Annotated in this window: 28 protein-coding genes and 4 pseudogenes; 21 read left to right on the forward strand and 11 right to left on the reverse strand. The window is 73.2% G+C overall.

Going from position 1 to position 20,567, the window contains the following annotated elements; all coding sequences use genetic code 11:
• Nucleotides 1-190: 190 nt before the first annotated feature.
• From ACFWTC_RS30300 to ACFWTC_RS30315, 4 genes and pseudogenes are all read left to right on the forward strand, one after another.
• Nucleotides 191-582: pseudogene (locus ACFWTC_RS30300) on the forward strand (LuxR C-terminal-related transcriptional regulator); the annotation flags it as partial.
• 292 nt (nucleotides 583-874) lie between these two features.
• Nucleotides 875-1,456: a TMEM165/GDT1 family protein gene (locus ACFWTC_RS30305; protein WP_383933546.1), complete on the forward strand. Its 582-nt coding sequence runs from the start codon at nucleotides 875-877 to the stop codon at nucleotides 1,454-1,456.
• A 126-nt stretch (nucleotides 1,457-1,582) separates the two neighbouring features.
• Nucleotides 1,583-1,687, forward strand: a pseudogene (locus tag ACFWTC_RS30310) (IS5/IS1182 family transposase); the annotation flags it as partial.
• A gap of 479 nt (nucleotides 1,688-2,166) precedes the next feature.
• Complete coding sequence (locus ACFWTC_RS30315) at nucleotides 2,167-2,772, forward strand: GPP34 family phosphoprotein (RefSeq protein WP_384029259.1); 606 nt, start codon at nucleotides 2,167-2,169, stop codon at nucleotides 2,770-2,772.
• A gap of 348 nt (nucleotides 2,773-3,120) precedes the next feature.
• On the opposite strand, the pseudogene ACFWTC_RS30320 reads toward ACFWTC_RS30315, so the two are convergent.
• Together ACFWTC_RS30320 and ACFWTC_RS30325 are read right to left on the reverse strand one after the other, a co-directional pair.
• A pseudogene (locus tag ACFWTC_RS30320) lies at nucleotides 3,121-3,336 on the reverse strand (pyridoxamine 5'-phosphate oxidase family protein); the annotation flags it as partial.
• Nucleotides 3,337-3,763: 427 nt separating this feature from the next.
• Nucleotides 3,764-4,072 carry an SCO0607 family lipoprotein gene (locus ACFWTC_RS30325; RefSeq protein WP_383919769.1) on the reverse strand — a complete coding sequence of 103 codons (309 nt, stop codon included), beginning with the start codon at nucleotides 4,070-4,072 and terminating at the stop codon, nucleotides 3,764-3,766.
• Nucleotides 4,073-4,217: 145 nt separating this feature from the next.
• Here ACFWTC_RS30325 and ACFWTC_RS30330 point away from each other — a divergent pair, with 145 nt between their 5' ends.
• From ACFWTC_RS30330 to ACFWTC_RS30350, 5 genes are all read left to right on the forward strand, one after another.
• Complete coding sequence (locus ACFWTC_RS30330) at nucleotides 4,218-4,664, forward strand: hypothetical protein (RefSeq protein WP_383919772.1); 447 nt, start codon at nucleotides 4,218-4,220, stop codon at nucleotides 4,662-4,664.
• A 111-nt stretch (nucleotides 4,665-4,775) separates the two neighbouring features.
• On the forward strand, nucleotides 4,776-5,111 hold the full coding sequence (locus ACFWTC_RS30335) for a hypothetical protein (RefSeq protein ID WP_383919774.1): 336 nt from the start codon (nucleotides 4,776-4,778) through the stop codon (nucleotides 5,109-5,111).
• 479 nt (nucleotides 5,112-5,590) lie between these two features.
• On the forward strand, nucleotides 5,591-5,920 hold the full coding sequence (locus ACFWTC_RS30340; RefSeq protein WP_383919776.1) for an STAS domain-containing protein: 330 nt from the start codon (nucleotides 5,591-5,593) through the stop codon (nucleotides 5,918-5,920).
• Between the two features lie 543 nt (nucleotides 5,921-6,463).
• Entirely contained in the window at nucleotides 6,464-6,718 is a 255-nt protein-coding gene (locus ACFWTC_RS30345) for a hypothetical protein (protein ID WP_383919779.1), read from the forward strand.
• Nucleotides 6,719-6,841: 123 nt separating this feature from the next.
• Nucleotides 6,842-7,033 carry a DUF4236 domain-containing protein gene (locus tag ACFWTC_RS30350; protein WP_150521392.1) on the forward strand — a complete coding sequence of 64 codons (192 nt, stop codon included), beginning with the start codon at nucleotides 6,842-6,844 and terminating at the stop codon, nucleotides 7,031-7,033.
• 219 nt (nucleotides 7,034-7,252) lie between these two features.
• Here ACFWTC_RS30350 and ACFWTC_RS30355 read toward each other — a convergent pair whose 3' ends face one another.
• Complete coding sequence (locus ACFWTC_RS30355; protein WP_384029257.1) at nucleotides 7,253-7,900, reverse strand: hypothetical protein; 648 nt, start codon at nucleotides 7,898-7,900, stop codon at nucleotides 7,253-7,255.
• Nucleotides 7,901-8,042: 142 nt separating this feature from the next.
• Nucleotides 8,043-8,564 (reverse strand): annotated as a pseudogene (locus tag ACFWTC_RS30360) (5-methyltetrahydropteroyltriglutamate--homocysteine S-methyltransferase); the annotation flags it as partial.
• Nucleotides 8,565-8,679: 115 nt separating this feature from the next.
• Between ACFWTC_RS30360 and ACFWTC_RS30365 the strand changes: the two are divergent.
• Nucleotides 8,680-8,895 carry a hypothetical protein gene (locus tag ACFWTC_RS30365; protein ID WP_384029255.1) on the forward strand — a complete coding sequence of 72 codons (216 nt, stop codon included), beginning with the start codon at nucleotides 8,680-8,682 and terminating at the stop codon, nucleotides 8,893-8,895.
• A gap of 106 nt (nucleotides 8,896-9,001) precedes the next feature.
• On the opposite strand, the gene ACFWTC_RS30370 is transcribed toward ACFWTC_RS30365, so the two are convergent.
• The 4 genes from ACFWTC_RS30370 to ACFWTC_RS30385 form a co-directional block, all read right to left on the reverse strand.
• Entirely contained in the window at nucleotides 9,002-9,301 is a 300-nt protein-coding gene (locus tag ACFWTC_RS30370) for a hypothetical protein (RefSeq protein WP_384029253.1), read from the reverse strand.
• Nucleotides 9,302-9,367: 66 nt separating this feature from the next.
• Nucleotides 9,368-9,547, reverse strand: coding sequence for a CsbD family protein (locus tag ACFWTC_RS30375; RefSeq protein ID WP_383919789.1), 180 nt, complete (start codon nucleotides 9,545-9,547; stop codon nucleotides 9,368-9,370).
• A 138-nt stretch (nucleotides 9,548-9,685) separates the two neighbouring features.
• Nucleotides 9,686-10,474 carry a sulfite exporter TauE/SafE family protein gene (locus ACFWTC_RS30380; protein WP_384029251.1) on the reverse strand — a complete coding sequence of 263 codons (789 nt, stop codon included), beginning with the start codon at nucleotides 10,472-10,474 and terminating at the stop codon, nucleotides 9,686-9,688.
• Nucleotides 10,475-10,483: 9 nt separating this feature from the next.
• The gene (locus ACFWTC_RS30385; RefSeq protein WP_383919794.1) at nucleotides 10,484-10,876 is read right to left on the reverse strand and encodes a molybdopterin-binding protein; all 393 of its coding nucleotides are present in this window, start codon (nucleotides 10,874-10,876) and stop codon (nucleotides 10,484-10,486) included.
• Between the two features lie 163 nt (nucleotides 10,877-11,039).
• On the opposite strand from ACFWTC_RS30385, the gene ACFWTC_RS30390 reads away from it, so the two are divergent.
• Entirely contained in the window at nucleotides 11,040-11,987 is a 948-nt protein-coding gene (locus tag ACFWTC_RS30390; protein WP_384029249.1) for a tellurite resistance/C4-dicarboxylate transporter family protein, read from the forward strand.
• Here ACFWTC_RS30390 and ACFWTC_RS30395 read toward each other — a convergent pair.
• Entirely contained in the window at nucleotides 11,953-12,273 is a 321-nt protein-coding gene (locus ACFWTC_RS30395) for a DUF1275 family protein (RefSeq protein ID WP_383919798.1), read from the reverse strand. The genes ACFWTC_RS30390 and ACFWTC_RS30395 overlap by 35 nt on opposite strands.
• Nucleotides 12,274-12,440: 167 nt before the next feature.
• On the opposite strand from ACFWTC_RS30395, the gene ACFWTC_RS30400 reads away from it, so the two are divergent.
• Both ACFWTC_RS30400 and ACFWTC_RS30405 read left to right on the forward strand, forming a co-directional pair.
• Nucleotides 12,441-13,037 (forward strand): hypothetical protein, encoded by a 597-nt coding sequence (locus tag ACFWTC_RS30400; RefSeq protein ID WP_384029247.1) that lies wholly within the window; start codon nucleotides 12,441-12,443, stop codon nucleotides 13,035-13,037.
• A 50-nt stretch (nucleotides 13,038-13,087) separates the two neighbouring features.
• The gene (locus tag ACFWTC_RS30405) at nucleotides 13,088-13,435 is read left to right on the forward strand and encodes a hypothetical protein (protein ID WP_383919804.1); all 348 of its coding nucleotides are present in this window, start codon (nucleotides 13,088-13,090) and stop codon (nucleotides 13,433-13,435) included.
• Between the two features lie 206 nt (nucleotides 13,436-13,641).
• On the opposite strand, the gene ACFWTC_RS30410 is transcribed toward ACFWTC_RS30405, so the two are convergent.
• Nucleotides 13,642-14,088, reverse strand: a complete 447-nt coding sequence (locus tag ACFWTC_RS30410) for an anthrone oxygenase family protein (RefSeq protein WP_384029243.1) — start codon at nucleotides 14,086-14,088, stop codon at nucleotides 13,642-13,644.
• A gap of 91 nt (nucleotides 14,089-14,179) precedes the next feature.
• On the opposite strand from ACFWTC_RS30410, the gene ACFWTC_RS30415 reads away from it, so the two are divergent.
• The 8 genes from ACFWTC_RS30415 to ACFWTC_RS30450 all read left to right on the forward strand — a co-directional run bounded on the left by ACFWTC_RS30415 (nucleotide 14,180) and on the right by ACFWTC_RS30450 (nucleotide 19,859).
• Entirely contained in the window at nucleotides 14,180-14,758 is a 579-nt protein-coding gene (locus ACFWTC_RS30415) for a TetR/AcrR family transcriptional regulator (protein ID WP_383919809.1), read from the forward strand.
• A gap of 451 nt (nucleotides 14,759-15,209) precedes the next feature.
• Nucleotides 15,210-15,908 (forward strand): class I SAM-dependent methyltransferase, encoded by a 699-nt coding sequence (locus ACFWTC_RS30420; protein WP_383919811.1) that lies wholly within the window; start codon nucleotides 15,210-15,212, stop codon nucleotides 15,906-15,908.
• 9 nt (nucleotides 15,909-15,917) lie between these two features.
• Entirely contained in the window at nucleotides 15,918-16,355 is a 438-nt protein-coding gene (locus ACFWTC_RS30425) for a VOC family protein (RefSeq protein WP_384029241.1), read from the forward strand.
• A gap of 142 nt (nucleotides 16,356-16,497) precedes the next feature.
• Nucleotides 16,498-16,977, forward strand: a complete 480-nt coding sequence (locus ACFWTC_RS30430) for a cupin domain-containing protein (protein ID WP_383919816.1) — start codon at nucleotides 16,498-16,500, stop codon at nucleotides 16,975-16,977.
• A gap of 59 nt (nucleotides 16,978-17,036) precedes the next feature.
• Entirely contained in the window at nucleotides 17,037-17,168 is a 132-nt protein-coding gene (locus tag ACFWTC_RS30435; RefSeq protein WP_383919819.1) for a hypothetical protein, read from the forward strand.
• 61 nt (nucleotides 17,169-17,229) lie between these two features.
• Complete coding sequence (locus ACFWTC_RS30440) at nucleotides 17,230-18,438, forward strand: RNA ligase (RefSeq protein WP_383919822.1); 1,209 nt, start codon at nucleotides 17,230-17,232, stop codon at nucleotides 18,436-18,438.
• A 3-nt stretch (nucleotides 18,439-18,441) separates the two neighbouring features.
• On the forward strand, nucleotides 18,442-19,503 hold the full coding sequence (locus ACFWTC_RS30445; RefSeq protein ID WP_383919825.1) for an AAA family ATPase: 1,062 nt from the start codon (nucleotides 18,442-18,444) through the stop codon (nucleotides 19,501-19,503).
• Between the two features lie 5 nt (nucleotides 19,504-19,508).
• Entirely contained in the window at nucleotides 19,509-19,859 is a 351-nt protein-coding gene (locus ACFWTC_RS30450; protein ID WP_383919828.1) for an NTP pyrophosphohydrolase, read from the forward strand.
• Nucleotides 19,860-19,898: 39 nt separating this feature from the next.
• Here ACFWTC_RS30450 and ACFWTC_RS30455 read toward each other — a convergent pair whose 3' ends face one another.
• The gene (locus ACFWTC_RS30455) at nucleotides 19,899-20,513 is read right to left on the reverse strand and encodes an SH3 domain-containing protein (RefSeq protein ID WP_384029239.1); all 615 of its coding nucleotides are present in this window, start codon (nucleotides 20,511-20,513) and stop codon (nucleotides 19,899-19,901) included.
• Nucleotides 20,514-20,567: the final 54 nt, after the last annotated feature.

Here is a 20,567-nt window from a genome sequence, read left to right on the forward strand (position 1 = left end):
GACACCCACCCCATACGACAACGCCGGCTCCCAAGACCACAACCAGGTCTTGGGAGCCGACGTCACGCACGGGCCCGAATAAACCAACAGCGTCCGCATGTGGTCCGGGCCCCGATGTCATACCGCCAGCCGTTTAGCCGCGTTTAGCCGTGGAGCCGTGAGGTCACCTGTCGGTGCTCTCGCCCACGAGTTCGCCGACGACGAATCGATCATGGCCGCACTGAGCGCCAGAGTGCGCGGCTACCTGACCGAGCACGCGGGACGCCGGGACATCGCCCCGGCGATCCGCGCCGACGCCGCGGGGCAGTCGGTGCTCGACCTCGCCGTACAGGCCCGCTACCTGTCCGCGGCCCCCCGCGCCACGGCCCGCCCCCGCGCCCGCACCCCTTCCGGGCAACCTCACCCTGCGCACGCGAGGTGCTCGGCCTCATCGGTCAGGGCCTCCCGAGCCGCGCCATCGACGGACGGCTCCTCGTCAGCGAGGTCACGGTCAAGACCCACATCAACAACCTGTTCGCCCAGGCCGGCATCCGGGACGTGGCCGAGGCGGCGCGCCTCGCCCTGGGGGCCGGCCTGGCCTGACCCCCGCAGCGCACCCGGGCCGGCCGGCCGGGGCCCGCGGGTCGATGAGGTTAGAATGGTCGGCAGCGAAGGGGAGTAGTCCTGTAATACCGCTGGTCGACACGCTGGATGCCCTTGGGTATCCCGGCCACCGGGCCCCGCATCCTGGGGTGGACGAGACCTTCGGCTACGGCATGACCAGGCCCCCATCTCCATGTGGGCTGCTTCGTCGCGCCGGGCCGAGTGGTTCTTCCCGTCGCCCGCCCGGGGTGCAGAAGGAGCTGGCGGCCCGGCCCCAGCAGAAAGACCCGGAATGACCTTCGACCCAGTGGCGATCCTGACCGCCTTCGGGCTGATCTTCCTCGCCGAGCTTCCCGACAAGACCATGTTCGCCTCGCTGGCCATGGGCACGCGCATGCGCCCCCTGTACGTGTGGTTCGGCACGTCGACCGCGTTCATCGTGCACGTCGCCATCGCGGTGAGCGCGGGCAGCCTGCTCGGCCTGTTGCCGAACATGGCCGTCAAGCTCGTGTCCGCGGCCCTGTTCGCCTTCGGTGCGTTCGTACTGCTCCGCAGTGGGAACGACGACGGGGAAGACGCCGACAGCAAGATCGTGACGGGCTTCTGGCCCGTCTACACCACCGCGTTCATGGCCGTCTTCATCAGCGAGTGGGGTGACCTGACCCAGATCACCACCGCCAACCTCGCCGCCTCCAACGGATGGCTGCCCACGGCGATCGGCTCGGCGGTGGCCCTCATGTCCGTGTCCGCACTCGCCCTCGTGGCGGGGCAGTTCATCGCCAAGAGGGTGCCGCTGAAGACCGTCCAGCGCATCGGCGCCGTCTGCATGGCCGGCCTCGCCGTCTGGACCCTCGTCGAGGCCTTCACCGGCTGAACCACCGGGCCCGCCGCCGTACCCGGGGGCGGGCCCGGGCGGCGCCGCGTACGTCGGGAAGTCCATCGACAGGAGGCCCGCGGTGTCGGCCACCTACCGCTCACCATCGATACGGTCGGCTGACCCGAGGACGTCACCGGATTCGTGGTCCTGCCGCGCCGGTGGGTCGTCGAGCGCACGCTGGTCCGGCTCATGCCCGCCCTACGCCACGCACGCGACTACGAGAGGCTTGGCGCGATCCGAGCTGGTCGAGAGAAACGACGAACTCGTCCAGGTCTCGCAGAACCGCCACGACGTACCGCTCCGGCAGGCTGTCGTACGTCAGCCATGCGCGCAGGCTCGGCGGCAGGGGCCGGCCGGACGGGGACGCGGCCCGCGCCCGCACCGCTGCGTCCATCGGCCGGGGGACAGCGCCGGTCACCCACGGCACGTGCAGGTACTGCATGCAGGGCGGACGCCCCGGGGGTGCGTCGCACCCGTTCCAGGACCCGTTCTGTCAGCACCGCTGCCTGCACGCGCAGGACCGTGACACCCGCCGGGAGGGCGCCGGCCGACGGCCGGTCGGACGGACCGCACCGCGGGCCGGGGCCCGGTGTCCGTTCGCCCCGGTCCGTCGGCGGCGTGTGGTTAGCTGGCGCTCAGGAGCGGCCTGTGACCCGCACCACCCCGGCCCCGGGACGCCGGTCCGGCCGACGACGAGGGAGTCGTACATGACCACGGCGAAAGACCTGTTCAGCCTTGCCATGGAACCCCGCCCGGAGGGTGCCGTGGGGCAGGGCGACCTGTCCCTGTCCCTCGCGGGTGCCGAACTGATCGATCTCCTGACCGCGCAGGTCGTTGCCCTGGACGGCGATCTCGTCGTGCCGGGCGCGCAGCCGGCGCCGGAGGACCGGTTGCTCGCCGCGGCGGATTCGGCGCTGGTCCGGCAGGTGCCGTACGAGCGCGTCGAGGACTGGCTGTGGCGGCGGGGCCGCGACCTGTCCGCGGCCTACCAGGCCGCGTTCGAGGAGGACGGCCTGCTGACGCGTGCCCGGCGGGGCCGCCTGCCGTTCGGGACCGAGCGCATGGAGCTCGTCGACACCCCCGGCCGCAGCCGGGCGCGGAGCCGCTGGGAGGAGGACGAGCCCGTACTCGTGGCTCTCGCGGCGGCCGTCGGTATCGGCCGCGACACGTCCGACGAGGAGGCGGCCTGGGACGGTGATGCGGTGGCGACGGTGCTGGCTGCCGTCAACGACGCGGTGATGGAGCTGGAAGCGGTGCGCCAGCGGCGGTCCATCGAGAACGCGGCCTTCGCCAACGTCTGGCGGATCCCCTGAACCGGGACCGGTGAGGCGCCGTTGCGGCCCACGGGCTCTACGGGTTCTACGGGCACGCTGGCTCCCACTCCTCCGGGGCGTACGGCTGGGCCCGGGGGCGTGCCGGGCGGCCGCGCCTGGTGCGGTCCAGGAGGGCGGGGGCGGGGGCCTGGAAGCGCGTTCCGGTGATGCCGTCCGGTACGGGGGTCCCGGTGGTGGAGGTGAGGGGGATGAAGCCGGCCCAGGTCTCGACCGCGTCGTCCTTGGGCTCGTCCCCGGCGAAGCCGCTGCGGGGTCTTGATCGAGGAACTCCTCGATGGGCAGCATGAGGACCGCGGTGTACTGCGATTCCTCGACGCCGGGGCGGCGCGCCGCGTGGGGCCCGGAGAGGCGGCCCGGGACGACGCACTCCACGATGCACGCCAGCGCGTCGGTGCGTTCCTCCAGGTCCTCGATCTCGGTGGCCTGCCCGAAGACCACCACGGAGCGGTAGGCGGCCGATTGGTGCGAGGCGGCGCGGCCGAGGATCAGGCCGTCGAGGGTGGCCGTGACGCAGACCGGGATGCCGGCCGCGGCGGAGGTCATGAAGCGACCGTGGACCGAACCGTGCAGGAGGAGCCGGTTGCCCTCGCGCAGTGCAGGGTGGGGATGATCATCGGCCCCTCGTCGGTGGTGAAGCCGATGTGTACCGCGAGTGCCTCGTCTCGGATGGCGTAGGCGGCTTCCCGGCGTAGGTGACGCGATCGGGGTAGCGCTGGGCGGTGGTGCGAGCGGTGGGTGCCATGGGCGTCGAGGTAAGGCGGAGTGGGACCCTCCGGATCGACTGAGACGCCGACGCCGACGGCTGCTTGCCCGGCAGACCGGTCGACGGGCACGCGGGGTGGCCGGCCACGCGGGGTCGCCGGGCCCCGGGTGCGCGTGGCTCCGGGTGCGCGGGCCCCGGGCGCACGGCGCGGGGTCCCCGGCGCGTCGAGGTCGGCAGGGGGTCCCACCGACTCCGCCAAGGAGGCATCTAGCGCGGGGCCGGGGCGTCGACGGTGTTGCCCTCGGAGTCGAGGGTGTGGGTGCGCCAGTACACGTCCCAGGTGTCGTCCACGTGCTTCGGCACCTTGCCCTCGGGATAGCGCGCGTAGCCCTCGGGCGGCGGCTTCCCGTTCGTGACGCAGGCGGAGCCGGTGTCCCCGACCGTCATGACGGGGTACTCCCCACCACGGCAGACAGCGTCCTTCATCGAACACCCGGCCAACGTCGCCGCGAGCGCCGCGGCGGTGAAGAGGGCGCCGATACCGCCGTGGTGGCGGTGCGTACGGGATGTGGTCATGTCAGCTTCCTGTCGTCCGAGGACGTACGCCCGGTGCGGGCCCGGATGTGCGCGCCGATGGCCGCGCAGTCACGGTACTGTCACGCGCCCTCCCGGCCGCGGCGATTCCTGGCAGCATCGGCACAACCGATCTCTGGGGAGTTCCATGCGCTTCCGCGCCCGCTTACTCACACGCGCCGCCACCGCTGCGGCCACCGGGCTGCTGCTCGCCGGGTGCAGCTCGACCCCGGCCGAGGAACTGGAGGACTGGTGGTCGTCCGGGGGCAAGAGCAGCGTCACGGCCCTCTCCGACGCCTCGAACGGGGTCAGCAACGTGTACTCGGGCCCGATGGACAGCCGGGACACCGCCTGCCGGGAGCTGCTCACCGCGGTGGCGAAGGCCAAGAAGCTGAACACCATCCCGAGTGACAACGCCCGGGAATTCTGGACGGAAGCCTTGACCGCCTTCGAGCACGGAGGCAACGAGTGCGTCGCAGGGGCCGCCAAGAACGACGAACCGCAGGCAGCGGAGGGCATCCGCGAGGTGCTGACCGGCCTCAGCCGACTGGCCTCAGCCGTGTCCATGATCAGGAATGACCTCGACGCCAAATGATCCGTGAGGGCTCCACACCCGACGGCCGGGCGGGACGGTCACGGTCCGGGTCACGGTCCGGGTCACGATCACCCGATTTCGACGAGATGCCACGCAACCAGGAGCGCACCCATGCCTGAGAACCGGTCCGAGGTCACAGTCAGGACGAAGAGCGGCCAATTCATCGCGATCACCCGCGCCGATGTCGCGGAGGCCGCACTCGACACACCCGAGTACACCGCCCACGGCCGCAACGACTACTGGGTGATGGCCCACGTGGGCGGACGCCTGGTGCCCGTTCTGCCGCTCATGCGCGCCGTCCTCGGCGGCTGCGAATCCGCCGGCACCGCCGAAGCCGAGATCAGACTCCGCGAACTCGGCTTCCGGATCTTCGTCACGCGCCTGTACGACTCCGGCGGGCAGCCCGTGACCCTCACGAACGCGCAGACCACGGGTGCCAAGCCCTGACCCCGCGCCGCGACTGCCCCGGGCCCGCCCTCGAACGCCACCTACGCGGGCTCGGGTGTACGCCGGCGCCTGTTCATCGTGCCGCTGTTCATCGTGCCGCGGTCGCCTGGTCGGCGGTAACGTCGCGCGCCGGCCTGCTCACCGGTGGGGGCCGGGGTGTGCGGCCCCCGTCGCGGCCCTTTTGGCCAAGGCCGCACACCCTCGTCTGTCGAACCTACCGGGGCCCGGCCCGGCGGTGACGGCCGGGTACACACCTTCCGGTGATCTCCACGGGAAGTCTCCCGGCACGGGACCGGCCTGCACCACCATGATCGGCCCGCGATCACCGCCTTCCCCCGGCGGCCGTGCACGTACCGACGCGGTACGGAACCTGTGGGAGCCGCGCGGGCCCCCGGTCCGCCGCTTCTCGCGCTCCTGTTGTACGAGGCGCGGGGCCGAAGGGGGAGAATGGGCTGGTCACCGGTGGGAGGGAGTAGGCGATGGAACAGCAGGTGCGGGTCGAGCCGGACGTCGGCGGGGTCCGGGTCATCGTGTGTGCGGGGGAGTTCGACCAGGACACCCTGGAGCCCTTCCGGGCTGTGGGTACGGCGGCCGCCGCCGATCCCGAGGTCCGCCGTATCGTCCTCGACCTCCGCCGGGTCTCCTTCGCGGACTCCTCCATGCTCAATCAGATGCTGATGCTGCTGCGCACCGGTCGCCTGGTCCTGGCAGGACCCGTACCGCACCAGCTCGACCGGCTGTTGCTCCTCACGCAGGCCCGGGACCTGTTCACGATCGCGGACGGCGTCGAGGCGGCCCGCACCCTGTAGGCCGCACCCCGTAGGCCGAGTCAAGGTGCGGACCGATCGGGGTTCCGGGCGACGGGTGTCGTTACCCCCGCGGCCAGCCGCGCTGAAACGCATCCGACGCCTGCTTCGCAGCGGCCGCGCGCGCCGAGGCGCTTGGCGATGGTCTCGTCGGTGTGACCCCGGGCAGCCGGGCGATGGTGGTGGGCTCCTGGGGTTCGGGCCGCCGGTGTCCGTGGGTGCGGCCTCGCCGAGGGGCTGTGCGTCGGCCCGGATGCCGTCGAAGAGGGCGCAGGGCGCGGTCAGCGCGCCCTGCCCGCCGGCGCCGCGGCCTTCGGGTTCCGGACCGTGCTGGGTACGAACTGGGAGGCGGGCGGCGGCACTTGTTCAATCGGTACGACCTGCGGGAACGTGCGCGGAGCCGGTGACATCCGGGAGGCCGGACGGCGGCTGCGGCCCGGCCGCCGTCCGGCACCCCACCGGGCTGCCACCGACCCGGACGCGTAGGGGAGGATGGCCTCCGAAGCGGGTCCGACGGGGAGAGGGGCGGGTGGGCAGGTGGGCACGGTGGACGAGCGGGTGTACTGCGGCGACGAAGGACACTGGGTCCGCCCGACCCCGGGCCGGGTGTACGTGAGGCTGACGGGCGGTCCTCTCGACGGTCAGCTCCTCGACGTCACCAACCTGCCCGACCAGGAGCGGGTGGACGGCGTGCTCCTCGCCACCGACCGTGGCCTCTTCGGCCCGGGCGGGCGGACGCTGTACAGCCCCTCCCCGACCGACCCCGACGAGCGGTTCGTCTGGGACGGCGACACCCCCTGACCGTCGCCCGGGCGGAACTCGGGTGCATGGAACGGCCGGCGCGGGACACACGTATGCCAACTGGCCTGTACACAGGAACAGTCGGGCCGCCCGTCCCTACGCGCACCGAGGAAGCGAGACGTCATGCCGCTGACATTCCGCAAGAGCTTCAGGATCCTGCCCGGCGTCCGGCTGAACATCAACCGCAAGTCGTGGTCGATCACCACCGGCGGCGGCAAGCACGGCCCGCGCCACACGCACAGCAGCACCGGCCGCCGCACCACCTCGGTGGATCTGCCGGGCCCCTTCGGCTGGCGCAAGACCACCCGCGGCTGATCCACGCGGTGCGCGCCGCGTCCACGGACGCCCGTCCGCACGTGCCGGAGGCGTCGGCCGCGGTGCTCCGCGGACCGGTGGTAGGCGTCGCGCCAGGTTGGCGTCTTCGGCGGCCGGTGGCGGCTTCTGCGGCGGCGGGCCCCGGCTTCTGCGGCGGTGGTTCCGGCGTGCGGGCCGGTATACGGTCGCGAGCCCCGCCCTCCGCCTGGCGTCCGGTGCTCAGTCCCGGTGGGTGGCGCTCTCTTCCAACCCGTCCGTGCGGGAGCCGGGTTGACCGTGCGGCGACAGAAGGGGGTCGTCGAGCTGTACGATCCGGTACCCCGCCCGGCTGCTCGCCGCCTTGGCCGGCCGGCGCCGCTGGCCCGCGGCCGCCTTCGCCGACCGGGCCCGCTGGGCCGCCGCGATCAGGGCCCCCACGGGTGGCGCCTCGGCCCGCAGCCGGTTGAACCCGCGGATGGAGATCCCGACGAGGGTCGCCGCCGCCGGCCACGCGGCGCCCTTGCGGATAGCGTTCAGCATCAGCTGGAGCGCGGCGGGTGTGGGGGCCGTCCCCGGTCTCAGCCCGTGGGCCTCGGCCAGTGCGTGCGCGGCGCTGACCGCCGCGGCGAAGCTGGCGTCGATTTCCAGCCATTCGCGCAGGGTGCGCTCGGGAACGCCGGCGACGGCCGCACATCCGGGGAGGGTCAGTCCCTGGGCGGCTCCGCGCAGGGCGTCCGCCATGCGGGCAATCGTTTCCTCACGCTGGCTGGGCGTGCGGCGCAGCGCATCGCGCAGCGCCCGGTCCATGTCCTCCTGGGACCCCAGCCAGGCCACCACTTCGTCGGCCCACTCGTCCTGTTGTGACTGGCGTCGTGCCTTCTCGCGCATCCACCCACCCCCTTGTTTAGGTAAACCTAACCTAAGGGTGTGCGCGCTGGGGGGACAGGTGGGATCCAGCCGTGGAATATGCCCCCGGAAACAGGCGGGCCGGGCCGTACGGGAAGCCCCGTCCGGCCCGGCCCCAACCGCCTCAGGAGTGGGAGAGTTCCGCCCGGATCTCGCGGGCCGCGGATACCAGGTGCTCCAGCGAGGCGCGGGTCCCGGGCCAGCCGCGGGTCTTCAGGCCGCAGTCGGGGTTGACCCAGAGGCGTTCGGCGGGGATGGCCTCCAGCCCCTTGCGGAGCAGGGCCGCCTCCTGCGCGGAGGGGATGCGCGGCGAGTGGATGTCCCACACGCCGGGACCGGCTTCGCGCCGGTATCCGTGCTCGGTGAGCTCGGTCGCGACCTGCATGTGGGAGCGGGCCGCCTCCAGGTCGTTGGTCGTTGACCTCGTCGCGCAGGGCCAGGCCGACCTGGCGCGCGGTCTCGCCGAGCGGCTGGTCGTCGCGTACGAAGGACCAGGCGAGCATCGTGGCGGGACCGGTCAGCATGCCCTTGACCGGCCTGGCGGTCTGCGCCTGCGCATACGTCGTCCAGCGGACGGTCATCGGCTCGGGGCGGGAGATGTCCCCGGCCAGGACCGGGGGCGGACGTACCGGGTGCCGTAGGACTGGTCCAGTAGGGTGATCGGCTCGAAGCCGGCGGCGACACGGGGGGCGGGCTTGGCCAGGAGCAGGCAGGTGACCGGTCCGACCAGTACGGGGCGCTGTCGGGGATAGCCGTACGCGGTGGCCTGTACTGCCAACCGGCTGGGCCGGGTGACCGCCTACGAGGTCGCCGGATCGATCCTGGCCGTCCCCTTCGGGCAGGCGCTGGCCGGCCCGGCCAGCGCCCTCTTCGGCGTCCACCGGCTCCTGGCAACCGGGGCGGTGGTCGGCTTCGGCTGCGCCCTCGCGCTGCTGGCCGTACGCCCGATCCGGCGCCTGGCGCTGAAGCCGGCCTGAGGCGGAGGGGGCTCGGGCTCCGGCGTGCCCGCGCGAAGCGGGCCAGGCTGGTGCGCGGCCTCCGCTCGGGCGGCCTCGGTCGCGGCCCCGGTTCGGGCGGCCCGGTTCAGGCGGCCTGGCTGCCGGGGACGACCGGCGCGGCGGGCGGGGCGGGCGCCGTCTCGCCCGCCGTCTCGGTCTCCGCCTCGGGGACGGGCGTCAGATGCCGGAGCGGTGGGGCCGGCTGCAGCCGGTCGGGATCGAACATGTGCTCCTCGTAGCGGCCGAGGGCGAGCATGACGCAGAGGAGGAGGGGCGGCACGAGGAGCACGGTGAAGATCACGACGGTCCCTTCGGCAGGGGGTGGCCCCTCGTGCGTGCCCGGGGTGTGGACGGGGATGCGCCGAGGGGGCGTACGTGTCAGCACGGGTAAAGAGTCAGGTGCGGCGCCCGTACGGGTGACGGGCGCCGCTTCATTGCGCCGGCCGGAGCGTCAGTGGTGGCCCCTGGCCTTCTTCATCTTGTCGCCGGCCTTCGCGGCCATCCCCTCGGTCTTGCCGCTCATCTGCTCGGTGCTGCCTTCCGCCTGCATCTTCTTGTCGTCCGTGGCGCTGCCCGCGGTCTCCTTGAGCTTGCCCTTGACCTGCTTGGCCTTCGCCTTCGCCTTGCTCATGATGGGGTCGTTCCTTCCTGGGGAGATTGGTCACGCAAGCTCACCATGCGTCCGGAGTAGCGTCGGTGCAATTCGGCTGAAAAAGGGGCGAATCGCTTCAATGTGTGCAGGCGTCGCGGGTGCGTGACCGCGGACCCGTCAGCCCAGCGTTCCCGTCGCGTACAGGGCGCCGACCAACGCCGCCAGCGTGCCGAGCAGGAGCCGCAGGGCCCGGTCGGGAAGGCGGGGCGCAAGCCGGGCGCCGAGGTAGCCGCCGACGAGCCCGCCCGCGCCGCAGGACAGGCCGAGGAGCCAGTGCGGCGCGATCTCGTCCGAGCCCGTGAGCGACAGCAGCGCGTACGTGGCCGCGCCCACGACCGAGGTGGCGAAGGTGGCGGCCAGCGCGGCCGGGGCGACCTGCGTGACCGGCACGCCGCGCCCCACGAGGACCGGACCGAGCAGCGAGCCGCCGCCGATGCCGTAGATCCCGCCGAGCACTCCCACCGCCAGCGCCAGCCCGGTGACCGTCCGGGGCCGCGGCAGGGAACCGGATCCGGCCGGTCGCCTGGCCGGCCGGAGGGTCCGGACGACGAGCCACACCCCCAGCGGCAGCAGGAGCGCGGCCACCAGCACCCGGAAGACACCGGGCCCGGGTACGGCGAACACCCGGATGACCGCCCCGAGGACGACGCCCGGCAGCGTGCCCAGCACCAACTGCCGTACCAGCGGCCCGCGCAGGGCGCCGGTGCGCCGGTACCGCAGGAGCGCCCCCGGTCCGGCGACGACGTGGTACAGCAGGTTCGTCGGGGTCACGGCCGGGCTGGGCACGGCGAACACGCTCACCTGCACCGGCAGGAGGAACACCGCCCCCGACACCCCGACCGGCGCCGTCACCACGGCGATCAGCAGCCCGGCGGCCAGGCCGCCCAGGACCGTCCCCCACTCCACGGCGGTCGCTCAGCCGCGGTCGACGTGCACGCTGGTGGACTTCACGCGCGCCGTGGCCCGCATGCCGACTTCGAGGCCCAGCTCCTCGACCGCCTCCCGGGTCAGCAGCGACACCACCCGGTGCGGGCCCGCCTGCACCTCGACCTGGGCGGACACGTCGCCGAGCCGGATCCCGGTCACGATGCCGGGGAAGGCGTTGCGGGCGGAGGTGTACGCAGGGTTCTCGTCCTCGGCGCCCTCCCGGGCGGCCTCCACGCAGAACGCCGCCAGGTCGGAGCCGTCCACGATGCGCCGGTTGGCCTCGCGCCGGGTGGGGAAGCGGCCGGCGTCCGCCCACCGGCGGGCGGTGTCGACGCTGACGCCCAGCAGGCGTGCCGCCTGGCCGATGGTGTAGGACTCCATGCGCGCCACCCTACTCAGCGGGCCCACCCGCACGGCCGCCGCCTCGGGCCCGTGCGTACGCCCGCGCTCGGTCCCGGCCCGGCCGCCCGCCCGCCCCGTTCGTCCCGACCGTGCGGGCCGGGTTCCGCTGGCGGGGCGCCGAGCGGTGGTGTCCGCTGGAGGGGTGAGCCCTCTTCCCGAGCGCGGCTGGTGGGCCGGGCTCCCGCCCGCGGCGGGAGCCGCCGTCATGGCGACCGGCATCCTCTCCGTCGGCCTGGGACTCGTCGGGCACGAGGTGCTGTCCCTGGCCGCGCTGGCCGTCGCCGTGGCGCTGTGGCTGGTGCTCGGCATCGACTTCACCGCCCGGCTGATCGGCGACCGCGGCCGGTTCCGGGCCGAGGCCGACACCCCGGCGGGCCTGACCGCCGTCGCCGCCACCACCGTGATCGGCACCCGGATCTCCGGGCTCGGGTGGCAGGGCGCCGCGGCCGCGCTGCTCGCGGTGGCCGCCGCGCTGTGTCCCTGGCTGATGCTCCACGTCGTACGCCACTGGCGGCGGCGGATGCCCGGCGTCGCCTTCCTCGTCTGCGTGGCCACCCAGGGGCTCGCCGTCCTGGCGGCGGTCCTTGCCGTCGCCCTGTCCCGTACCTGGCTGGCCTGGGCGGCCCTGGCCGCCTTCGGCCTCGGGCTGGTGCTCTACGCCCGGGCCCTCGTGCACTTCGACCTCCGCGAGGTGGTCGGCGGCGCCGGCGACCACTGGGTGGCGGGCGGCGCCCTGTCCATCTCCGCACTGGCCGGCTCCAAGCTCACGGCGTCACCGGTGTGGACCGGTCCCGCGCACGAGGCCCTGCGCGCCGCCACGCTCGTCACCCTCGCCGTGTCCCTCGCCTGGTACGCGGTCCTCCTCGTCGCCGAGCTGCGCCACCCCCGGACGCGCTACGACATCCGCCGCTGGTCCACCGTCTTCCCACTCGGGATGACCGCCACCGCCTGCCTCTCCGCCGCCGGACCGGCGGGGATCGGCTGGCTGCGCCCGCTGGGCCAGGTGCTGCTCTGGATCGCCGTGAGTGCCTGGCTGCTGACCCTCGCCGCCATGGTCACCTCGCGCCGGGCGGCTGGGCGGCCGGGCTGAGTTCCGTACGCCTCCACCACCCCGGGACCGCCACCCAGACCAGCAGGGCCACCGCCGCCAGCAGCGCCCACCGGGATCCGTGCCGCAGCATCGGCAGGCCCCCGGACAGCGCCCCGCAGACCAGCGCGCCGACCGACACCAGACGGCGTACGGAGGCCGCGCCCCACGGATCGGCGGCCAGGCCGGTCAGGGTCCGGGTGACGAGGGTGGTGGTCAGATCCGGGACGCCGAGCCGGTGGACGACCGCGTTCTGCACCCCCATCCCGAGGGCCGGCGGCGCGACCACCGCCAGCTGCTGTGACTGAGCACGGAACTTGTCACCTGACAGCTGCCCCGACCCCGTCCTCCGTGCCGGCGTGAGCAGGACTGCTGTCACTGAAGGTGCATCGTTCTTGTCACCTTGAGATCGTTTGTGGTCTTGACCCTCGACACAGACAGCCCAGAGGAGACGAGTTGATCACGGAGTACCAGCAGAAGCTGCGGGAGCGCTACATCGCCGCCACCGTCATGCCGGCCCCGGAGCCGTGGCAGCCGGTGCTGGACCACAGGACCCCCATCGGCGGTCTACTCGGCATCGGCTTCGCCGTCCATCCCGACAGCGGGCACGACCTCGTCATGGTCGTGTCCAGCGATGGTGGCCATGGACTCTTCGACGCGGTCAGCGGCGAGAAGGTCGCCCGCGATCGGGATCCAGACCCCGACACCGGCACTCCGGACGCGTCGCCGGAGCTCACCTGCCCCGGGCTCGGCCCGATCGAGGGCACGCCGGTGCGTATCGCCGGGCTCTTCGGCGGCGGCCTGCACAGCACCACACCAGACGGCTGGACCCTGGACGTCGTCAGCCCCGAGTGGCCCCACGACCGCGTCATCCTCTCCGCCGACGGCGGGTCCCACGAAGGCCCGGCGGGAGGGACGTGGTGGCACATCTTTCACTCCGAGTACTCAGAACTCCGCGCAGCCGGGTTCTCTCCCTCCGGCCTGACCCTGGCGGTCGCCACCAGCAGCGACCTCACCCTCTGGACCCGACCTGAGCTCCGCTTTGACGACTGAGCGGACAGCAGGACGGCAGGACGGCAGGACAGCAGGCGAAAGGGCAACAGATGGACCGGGCAGAACTCGCCGGGATGCTGAGAGGCCAGACCAGGGCCTGCGAACCCGTCAGAGCGGCGCTTCTCGACGGAGGCGGGTTCGTTGTACGGGACGGCAGCGTTCCCAGCCAGCAGCTTGCCGACATCTACGCGGCTCGCCCCCGACGGGCGAGGAGGCGGGGTACTGAGACTCTCGCCTTGCCATCCACCGTCGACATCCTCACCCGCCTCGAAGTCGTTCAGGTCAGGATCGGCTGCACCTTCTCACCGGACCGGACGTGGGCCTTCATGCTCTTCCTCGCCGACGGCGCCAGCGCAATTGTCCTGTTGCAGCGCATCTGTCAGATGGTGAGCCGTTGACCTGCCGGGATGCCAGGCGTTCGAGAAGGCGGAGGCCCGGGTTCTCGAACGACCCGGCATTCGCGGAAGTCGCGATCTCGATAGAGGAAGAACCTCCGTCAGAGGGGGTCCTGGGTTCCGAGGGCGGTGTGGATCCGTGCGAATCGTCGTCTGCCGCCCGCGGAGCAGAGGAGCGCGCGCCGCCTGCGCGGTCTCGGACCGCGGGCTCAGACGAGGGCGGCGGCCAGCAGGGCGAAGGCGGCGATGATGACGGCGACGCGGACGTAGTGGAAGCGGTCCCAGCGATTCGCCTGCTCCTTCCAGTCCTCGGGCCGGTTCTCGGGGGTCCACGTCTTGCTCCGGTTGTTGATCGGGACGAGCAGCAAGACTGACATGAGCACGCTGAGAATCAGCAGCGCGGCGGCGGTCACGACGAGGCCGGTGCCGTGGTGGTGCCATCCGGCGATGGCCCAGACCGCGGCGAGGACGAGCGAGCCGATGTACCAGACCGGCATCACGGCGCCGAGCATCCGGCCCCCGTGGGCGCGGCCGAGCTGGCCGTTGTCGCCGGGGAGTGCGTCGAGGATCCGGTTGATGACGAAGGCGACGGAGAACTCCACCCCCACCATCACTCCGACGACCACGATGGTGACGACCTTGAGTGTGTCGAGCATGATGACCCCTCCTGAGATCTAGCGTCGCTAGATGATGAGGCAACGCTAGTACTACTGCCGCTCACTTGTCTAGCGGTGCTAGGATCCGGTTATGTCGGTACAGGAACGCAAGGAACGCGAACGGGCGGCCCGCGAGCGCCTCATCGTGGCGACGGCCCGCGAACTCGCCGAGCAGCAGGGCTGGGACGCGGTCACCACCCGCCGGCTCGCCGAGCGCATCGAATACAGCCAGCCCGTCCTCTACAGCCACTTCCGCGGCAAGCGCGAGATCATCGGCGCCGTCGCCCTGGAGGGTGCCGCCGAGATGGCCGCGGCGCTGCGGGCCGCGACCTCCGCCGCAAACGGCCCGCGCGCCCGGGTCACCGCTCTCGCCCGCGCCTACCTCGACTTCGCCGAGCGCAACCCGCTGGTCTACGACGCCATGTTCCAGCTCGACGGCGGTCTGGCCTTCGCGGTCGAGGACACCCCGGAGCCGCTGAAGGACGGCTTCGCCGCCCTGCTGGAAAGCCTCGGTGAGGTCGCCGGGGAGGGCGTCCACCCGGGGCTGTTCACCGAGGTGTTCTGGGCGGCCCTGCACGGGCTGGCCACCCTGACCCGGGCGGGACGGCTGCCACCGGCGGAAGCCGAGCGGAGGGTGGAGCTGCTGGTGGACCGGCTCGCCGTGGTCTGACACACCGTCCGGGCGGACGGCCGGGGTCTTCCGGCCCGGCTGCCGGCCTACTGCACCGCCGCTCAAGAGCCGCCGCACCGAGAATATGCCAGCACGAACGAGACCGAGTGGGAATCCGACAGCTTCAGTGCGACAGGACAGCTGTGCCTGACGTCATGAAGTCCTCCCGTGCCGTGCCGATCCGTGCCACCCGTGCCTGTTCGTGCCGTGCCGTGCCGTGCACGTCCGTGCCGTGCCGTGCCGTGCAGGTCCGTCCGTCCGGTCCCTCCCGTGCGCCGCGCCGAGCAGCGCCGGGCCACCCCGGTCGGTGCCGCCCGTCCGGCGGCGCGGTCCGTGCCGCCGACGGGCGTGGGAGGCCCGCGCGGTCCCCCCTGCATGGTGCTTGCCGCGGCCGCCGCGTCCCGCGCGACACGCCGCTCCGGGGCCGGCGACCGCCTCGGACAATGGCCCGATGACCGCACCCCGCCTGTTCCCCGCCGACGAACTGGAACGATCCCCGGTGGTCGCGAACAACACGATGAACCGCGAGCGGGGTCTGTCCGGGGTCAACAGCTACGCCCGCGAGCTCGGCCTCGATCCCGCCGCCCACCTGGCCGTCCGCTCCACCGCCCCGGCCTGGCTCGACCTCTGCAGCAGTGAGGGCCGGGCCCTGCGCGAAGCCGCCTCCCGGCTGCCCGACGGAGCCGTACTGACCGGCGTCGACCTGGTCGGTCCCCTCGTGCCCGCCCCCGTCCCGCCGGGGTTGGAGCTGCTGCGGGCCTCCGTCGCGCATTGGGCCCCGTATCGGACGTACGACCTGATCACCTGCGTCCACGGCCTGCACTACGTCGGCGACCAGCTCGGGCTGCTGGCCCGGGCCGCCTCCTGGCTCGCGCCCGGCGGGCTGCTCGTCGCGCACCTCGACCCCGGGTCCCTGCGCCGGGCCGACGGCGCGCCCGCCGGTCGGGCGGCCGTCGCGGCGCTGCGCGCGGCCGGGTTCCGGTGCAGCGCCCGTCACCACCGGATCTCCCTGGACGGCCCGCGCACCGTCCGGCTGCCCTTCCGCTACCTCGGCGCCGATCCGGCCGCGGGTCCGAACCACACCGGGCAGCCCGCCGTCGCCTCCCACTACGCGCCGGCTCCTGTGGCGGGCACGGCGTCCGCTCAGTAGGGTCCCGGCATGGCATACACGTTCCAGGTGACCATCGACTCCGCCTCCCCGCACGACCTCGCCGACTGGTGGGCCGACGCACTCGGATGGGAAGTGGAACCGAGTGACGAAGCGTTCATCCGGGGGCTGATCGCCGCGGGCCACGCGGCCGAGGACGACACGACGACCCACCACGGCGAACTCGTGTGGAAGGCGGGCGCCGCCATCCGCCACCCGGAGGGACCGGAGCGCGCGCCCCGCGTCCTCTTCCAGTTCGTGCCCGAGCCGAAGACGGTCAAGAACCGCGTCCACCTGGACGTCCGCACCGGGCCGGACGAGGACCACAAGAGCGTCGTCGAGCGGCTCCTCGCCAAGGGCGCCACCTTCCTGCACGACGGCCACCAGGGCCCCAGCGTCTGGACCACGATCGCCGACCCGCAGGGCAACGAGATCTGCATCTCGAACTGACGCATCGTCACATCCCCGCCGCCACCCCTGCCGTCACGTCCCCTCTGTCACACCCCTGCCGTCACGTCCCCTCCGGCACACCCCGCCGCGCGCCCGGGCGCCCCGTCCCGCCCGCACCGCCTCCGCAGCAGGGGAGCCCTCGATGAGCACGCCCGGTCCCGCAGCCTCGCCGGTGTTCCTCGCCCCGCCGCACCCGGCCGCCGACGACGCGCCGGCCGGCGTCGTGTGGGCGCTCGGCGACGGTGCCCGTGACCTCGACGCGAACCTGGTCCGGCTCGGCCCCGGCATCGGCGACCACACCGACACGGCCCTCGGCGTCCTCCTCGTCGTCTCCGGTACGGGAGAACTCCGCACCCTGGACGCCGCCCGGGAGCTCGTCCCCGGATCCGTCGCCTGGCTCCCGGCCGGGACCGTCCGCTCCGTGCGGGCCGGCGCCGAGGGGCTCGCCTGCGCCACGGCGCACCGCCGCCGCCCGCCCCCCGCCGTCCGCGCGGCCGACCCGGTCGGCGACGCGGGGGATCCGGCGTGCCTCCTGGACCGGGTCTGCGCCGAGTGCGCCCGCCTCGCCGCCGAACGGGACGCCCGCTACTGCGCCCGGTGCGGCACCCGGCTGCCCCACTGAGCACGCGCGGGGACGGGCGCGGCGGGCCCGAGCCCGCCGCCACGGCCCAAGCTGCCGCCGTGAACGTCATCCTCCTCGGCGCGACCGGCATGATCGCCGTCGCGGCCGTCCCGCCGGACGCCGGTGTCCCGGAGCGCATCCTGCGCCCCCGCGACATCAACCGGCTGGCAACGGGCTCCGACCAGTCATAATCGAGTACCGGGCAGACCCTCCCGCACGTGAGAATGGACCATCTCAATCCGGGAGGACCCCATGAGCCAGGACCGCCTGACTCTGCACGACCTGATGCCCGCGCAGGAGCTCGCCGCCTCGATCGACGCCGGGTACGTGACCCGCAAGGCGCACCCCGAACTGCCGCTGTCCATCTACACGTACACGCGGACGGCCCAGTACGAGCGCGTCTGGAACCAGGTCACCACCCGCTGCCGCGGACTCGTCGCCGACGACGCCACCGGCGCGATCGTCGCGCTGCCGCTGCCGAAGTTCTTCAACGTCGGCGAGCACGAGTCGGGCCAGCCGTACGCGCCCGCCCTGCCCGACGAGCCGTTCGAGGTCTACGACAAGGTCGACGGCAGCCTCGCGGTCGTCTTCCACTACGCGGGCCGCTGGCGCGCCGCATCCAAGGGGTCCTTCACCAGCACCCAGGCCACCTGGGCGCAGCGCCACCTCGACGCCCGGGACACCACGGCGCTCGTGCCGGGGACGACCTACCTCGCGGAGGTCCTCCACCCGCAGAACCGCATCGTCGTCGACTACGGCGACCGCCGGGACCTCGTCCTCCTCGCCGCTTTCACCACGGACGGCGCCGAGGTGCCGCTCGCCGAGGCCGCGCCCCACTGGGAGGGGATCGGCTCCGTCGTCACCGTGTGGCCCGCGATGCCCCTCGACGAGCTGATCGCGCTCGCCGACTCCAACACCCTGCCCGGCGGCGCCCCCGCGACCGGCACCCAGGCCGAGGGCTTCGTGCTGCGCTTCGCCTCGGGCGTCCGGGCGAAGGCCAAGCTGTCGGAGTACGTGCGCCTGCACAAGGTGCTCACCGGCGTCACCGAGCGGGACATCTGGCGGTCCCACGGCGTCCAGCGGTTCGCCGGCCTGCCCGCCAAGCAGCTCGCCCAGGGCCTGAACTGCCGGGTCGCGGACGTCGAGGCGGCCGGCGGCAAGCCGCTCGACGCACTGCTGGAGCAGGTGCCCGACGAGTTCGACAACTGGGTCCGCGAAGTCATCGCCCGCCTGGAGGACGAGGCCGCGCTCCGCGAGCGCGCGGTCGAGGAGGCGTACGCGGGACTCGCGCACCTGGCCGCCGACCGGGGCGCCTTCGCCCGCGCCGCCAAGGAACTGTCCGACGGCGGGATCCGCGCGGCGATGTTCCTGCGCCTGGACGGCAAGGCCACCGACCTCGTCGTCTGGCGCTTCGTCCGGCCCGAGACCGCCGCCCCCTTCACGAACGACGAGGAGAGCTGACCCGTGTCCCAGGAGACATCCGAACCCGTGGCCGAGCCCGAGCCCGAGCCCGTGGCCGAAGCCGAAGCCGAGACCCGGACCGTGCCAGGGGCCGACGCCGCGGCAGAGGCGCTCGCCGCCGCCGAGGAGGCCCCGCTGCCCGTCGTGCACGTCATGACGGGCCTGCCCGCCTCCGGCAAGACGACGGCCGCGCGCGCCCTGCAGGCCGAGGCCGGCGGGCGCATGCGTCGCGTGAACCTCGACGACCTGAGGAGCATGCTCGACCTGCCGGACCCCGAGCGGGGCCGCAGCTTCGCGCACGAACAGACGGTGCTGGCCGTCCAGGACGCGGCGCTCCGCGCGGCCGTCGACGGCGGGTTCGACGTGGTCGTCGACAACACCCACCTGACCAAGCACATCCCCAAGCGGCTCAAGGCCGCCGTCGGCGGTCTGGCTACCTTCGTCGTGCACGACTTCACCGACGTCCCCCTGGAGGAGTGCCTGCGCCGGGACGCGGCCCGGGAGCGCCCCGTCGGCGAGGAGATCATCCGGATCCTGGCCGAGAAGCACCAAAAGGTCCGCAAGGGCGGCTGGCGGCTGACGGCGGAGTGGATGAACGGCGGCTCCGGCGCGGCCGTGCCGCCCGTGACGGAGTACGTCCCCGATCCGGCTCTGCCGTCCGCGGTGATGTGCGACATCGACGGGACGCTCGCGCTGACCGGCGACCGCGGCCCGTACGACTTCTCGCGCTGCGAGCTCGACCTGCTCAACGAGTCGGTCAAGCACGCCCTGGACGCCTTCCGGCGAGCCGACGGGGACACCATCGTGCTGCTGTCGGGACGCAGCGAGGAGCACCGGACGCAGACCGAGTCCTGGCTGCGCCGGCACGAGGTGCCGTACGACGAGCTGTGGATGCGTGCGGCCGGCGACGGGCGCCGCGACGACGTGGTGAAGGCGGAGCTCTTCGACGCGCACGTGCGCCACCGGTACGCGGTGCGGGTGTCGCTCGACGACCGGGACCGGGTGGTCGCGGTCTGGCGCCGGATGGGCCTGCCCACCTGGCAGGTCAACTACGGGGACTTCTAGCCGCCGTGGCCCGCGTACTCATCGTGGACGGAGCGAACGTCGTCGGCTCGGTTCCGGACGGCTGGTGGCGCGACCGCCGGGGCGCCGCGGAGCGCCTGCGCGACCGGCTCGCCGGGTGGGAGGGCGGGGAGGAGGTCGTCCTCGTCGTCGAAGGAGCGGCCCGGGGCGTCGAGTCCGTACCGGGCGTGCGCGTGGAGTCGGCGCCCGGCAGCGGCGACGACCTCATCGTGGAGCTGGCTGCGGCCCACGCGGAGCGCGGCTGCACCGTGGTGACCGCCGACCGGGAGCTGCGCGAGCGGGTCCGGGCGTACGGGGCCGAGTGCGTGGGCCCGCGCGCCGTGCGGCCGGCGCCCTGAGCGGGCACCGGGCGCACGGGGGCTTCGACGGGGAGCCGGTCAGCGGCAGAACCTCACCGGGGAGAGGTTCTTGACCCAACGGGCGGAGACCCAGCGGTCGCCGTCGCCGGCCCTGACGTCGTCGCGGTCGTCCTGGCGCTCGTCCTCGCGGTCGTCGTCGCGGTCGTCCTGGCGCTCGTCCTCGCGGTTGTCCTCGCGTCCGTCCTCGCGCTCGTCCTGGCGCTCGTCCTCGCGGTTGTCCTCGCGGTCGTCCTGGCGCTCGTCCTCGCGGTTGTCCTCGCGTCCGTCCTCGCGTCCGTCCTCGCGCTCGTCCATGTCGCCGTTGCCGTTCTCCACCTCACCGTTGCGGTCGTCCAGGCGGTACCAGAGGCGGTTTCCGTCGACGGACTCGCCGTACTTCTTGCACTCGATCTCGACCTTGCGGTTCGGGTACACCTGGCCGACGATCCGCGAGCGGGTGGACGGCTTGCTGCGGACCTTCAGCGGGCCCTTCGAGACGACCCGGCCGACGGCGTGGCCGTCCCGGACCGCGGAGGCCTGCGACGGCGCCCCGGCCATCGGGTTCTCGTCCGCAACGGCGGCGCCCGTCCCGACCAGGCCGAGAACCAGGCTTCCGGCGGCGAGAGCGAGGATGGTCCTGGTGGGCTTCAGCATGAGCCGGCTCCTCTACGAAGACATCCACCCGGCCGCGACGTGCGGCGCGGGGCG

The organism is Streptomyces sp. NPDC058619, assembly GCF_042717785.1.
Classification (GTDB): Bacteria; Actinomycetota; Actinomycetes; order Streptomycetales; family Streptomycetaceae; genus Streptomyces.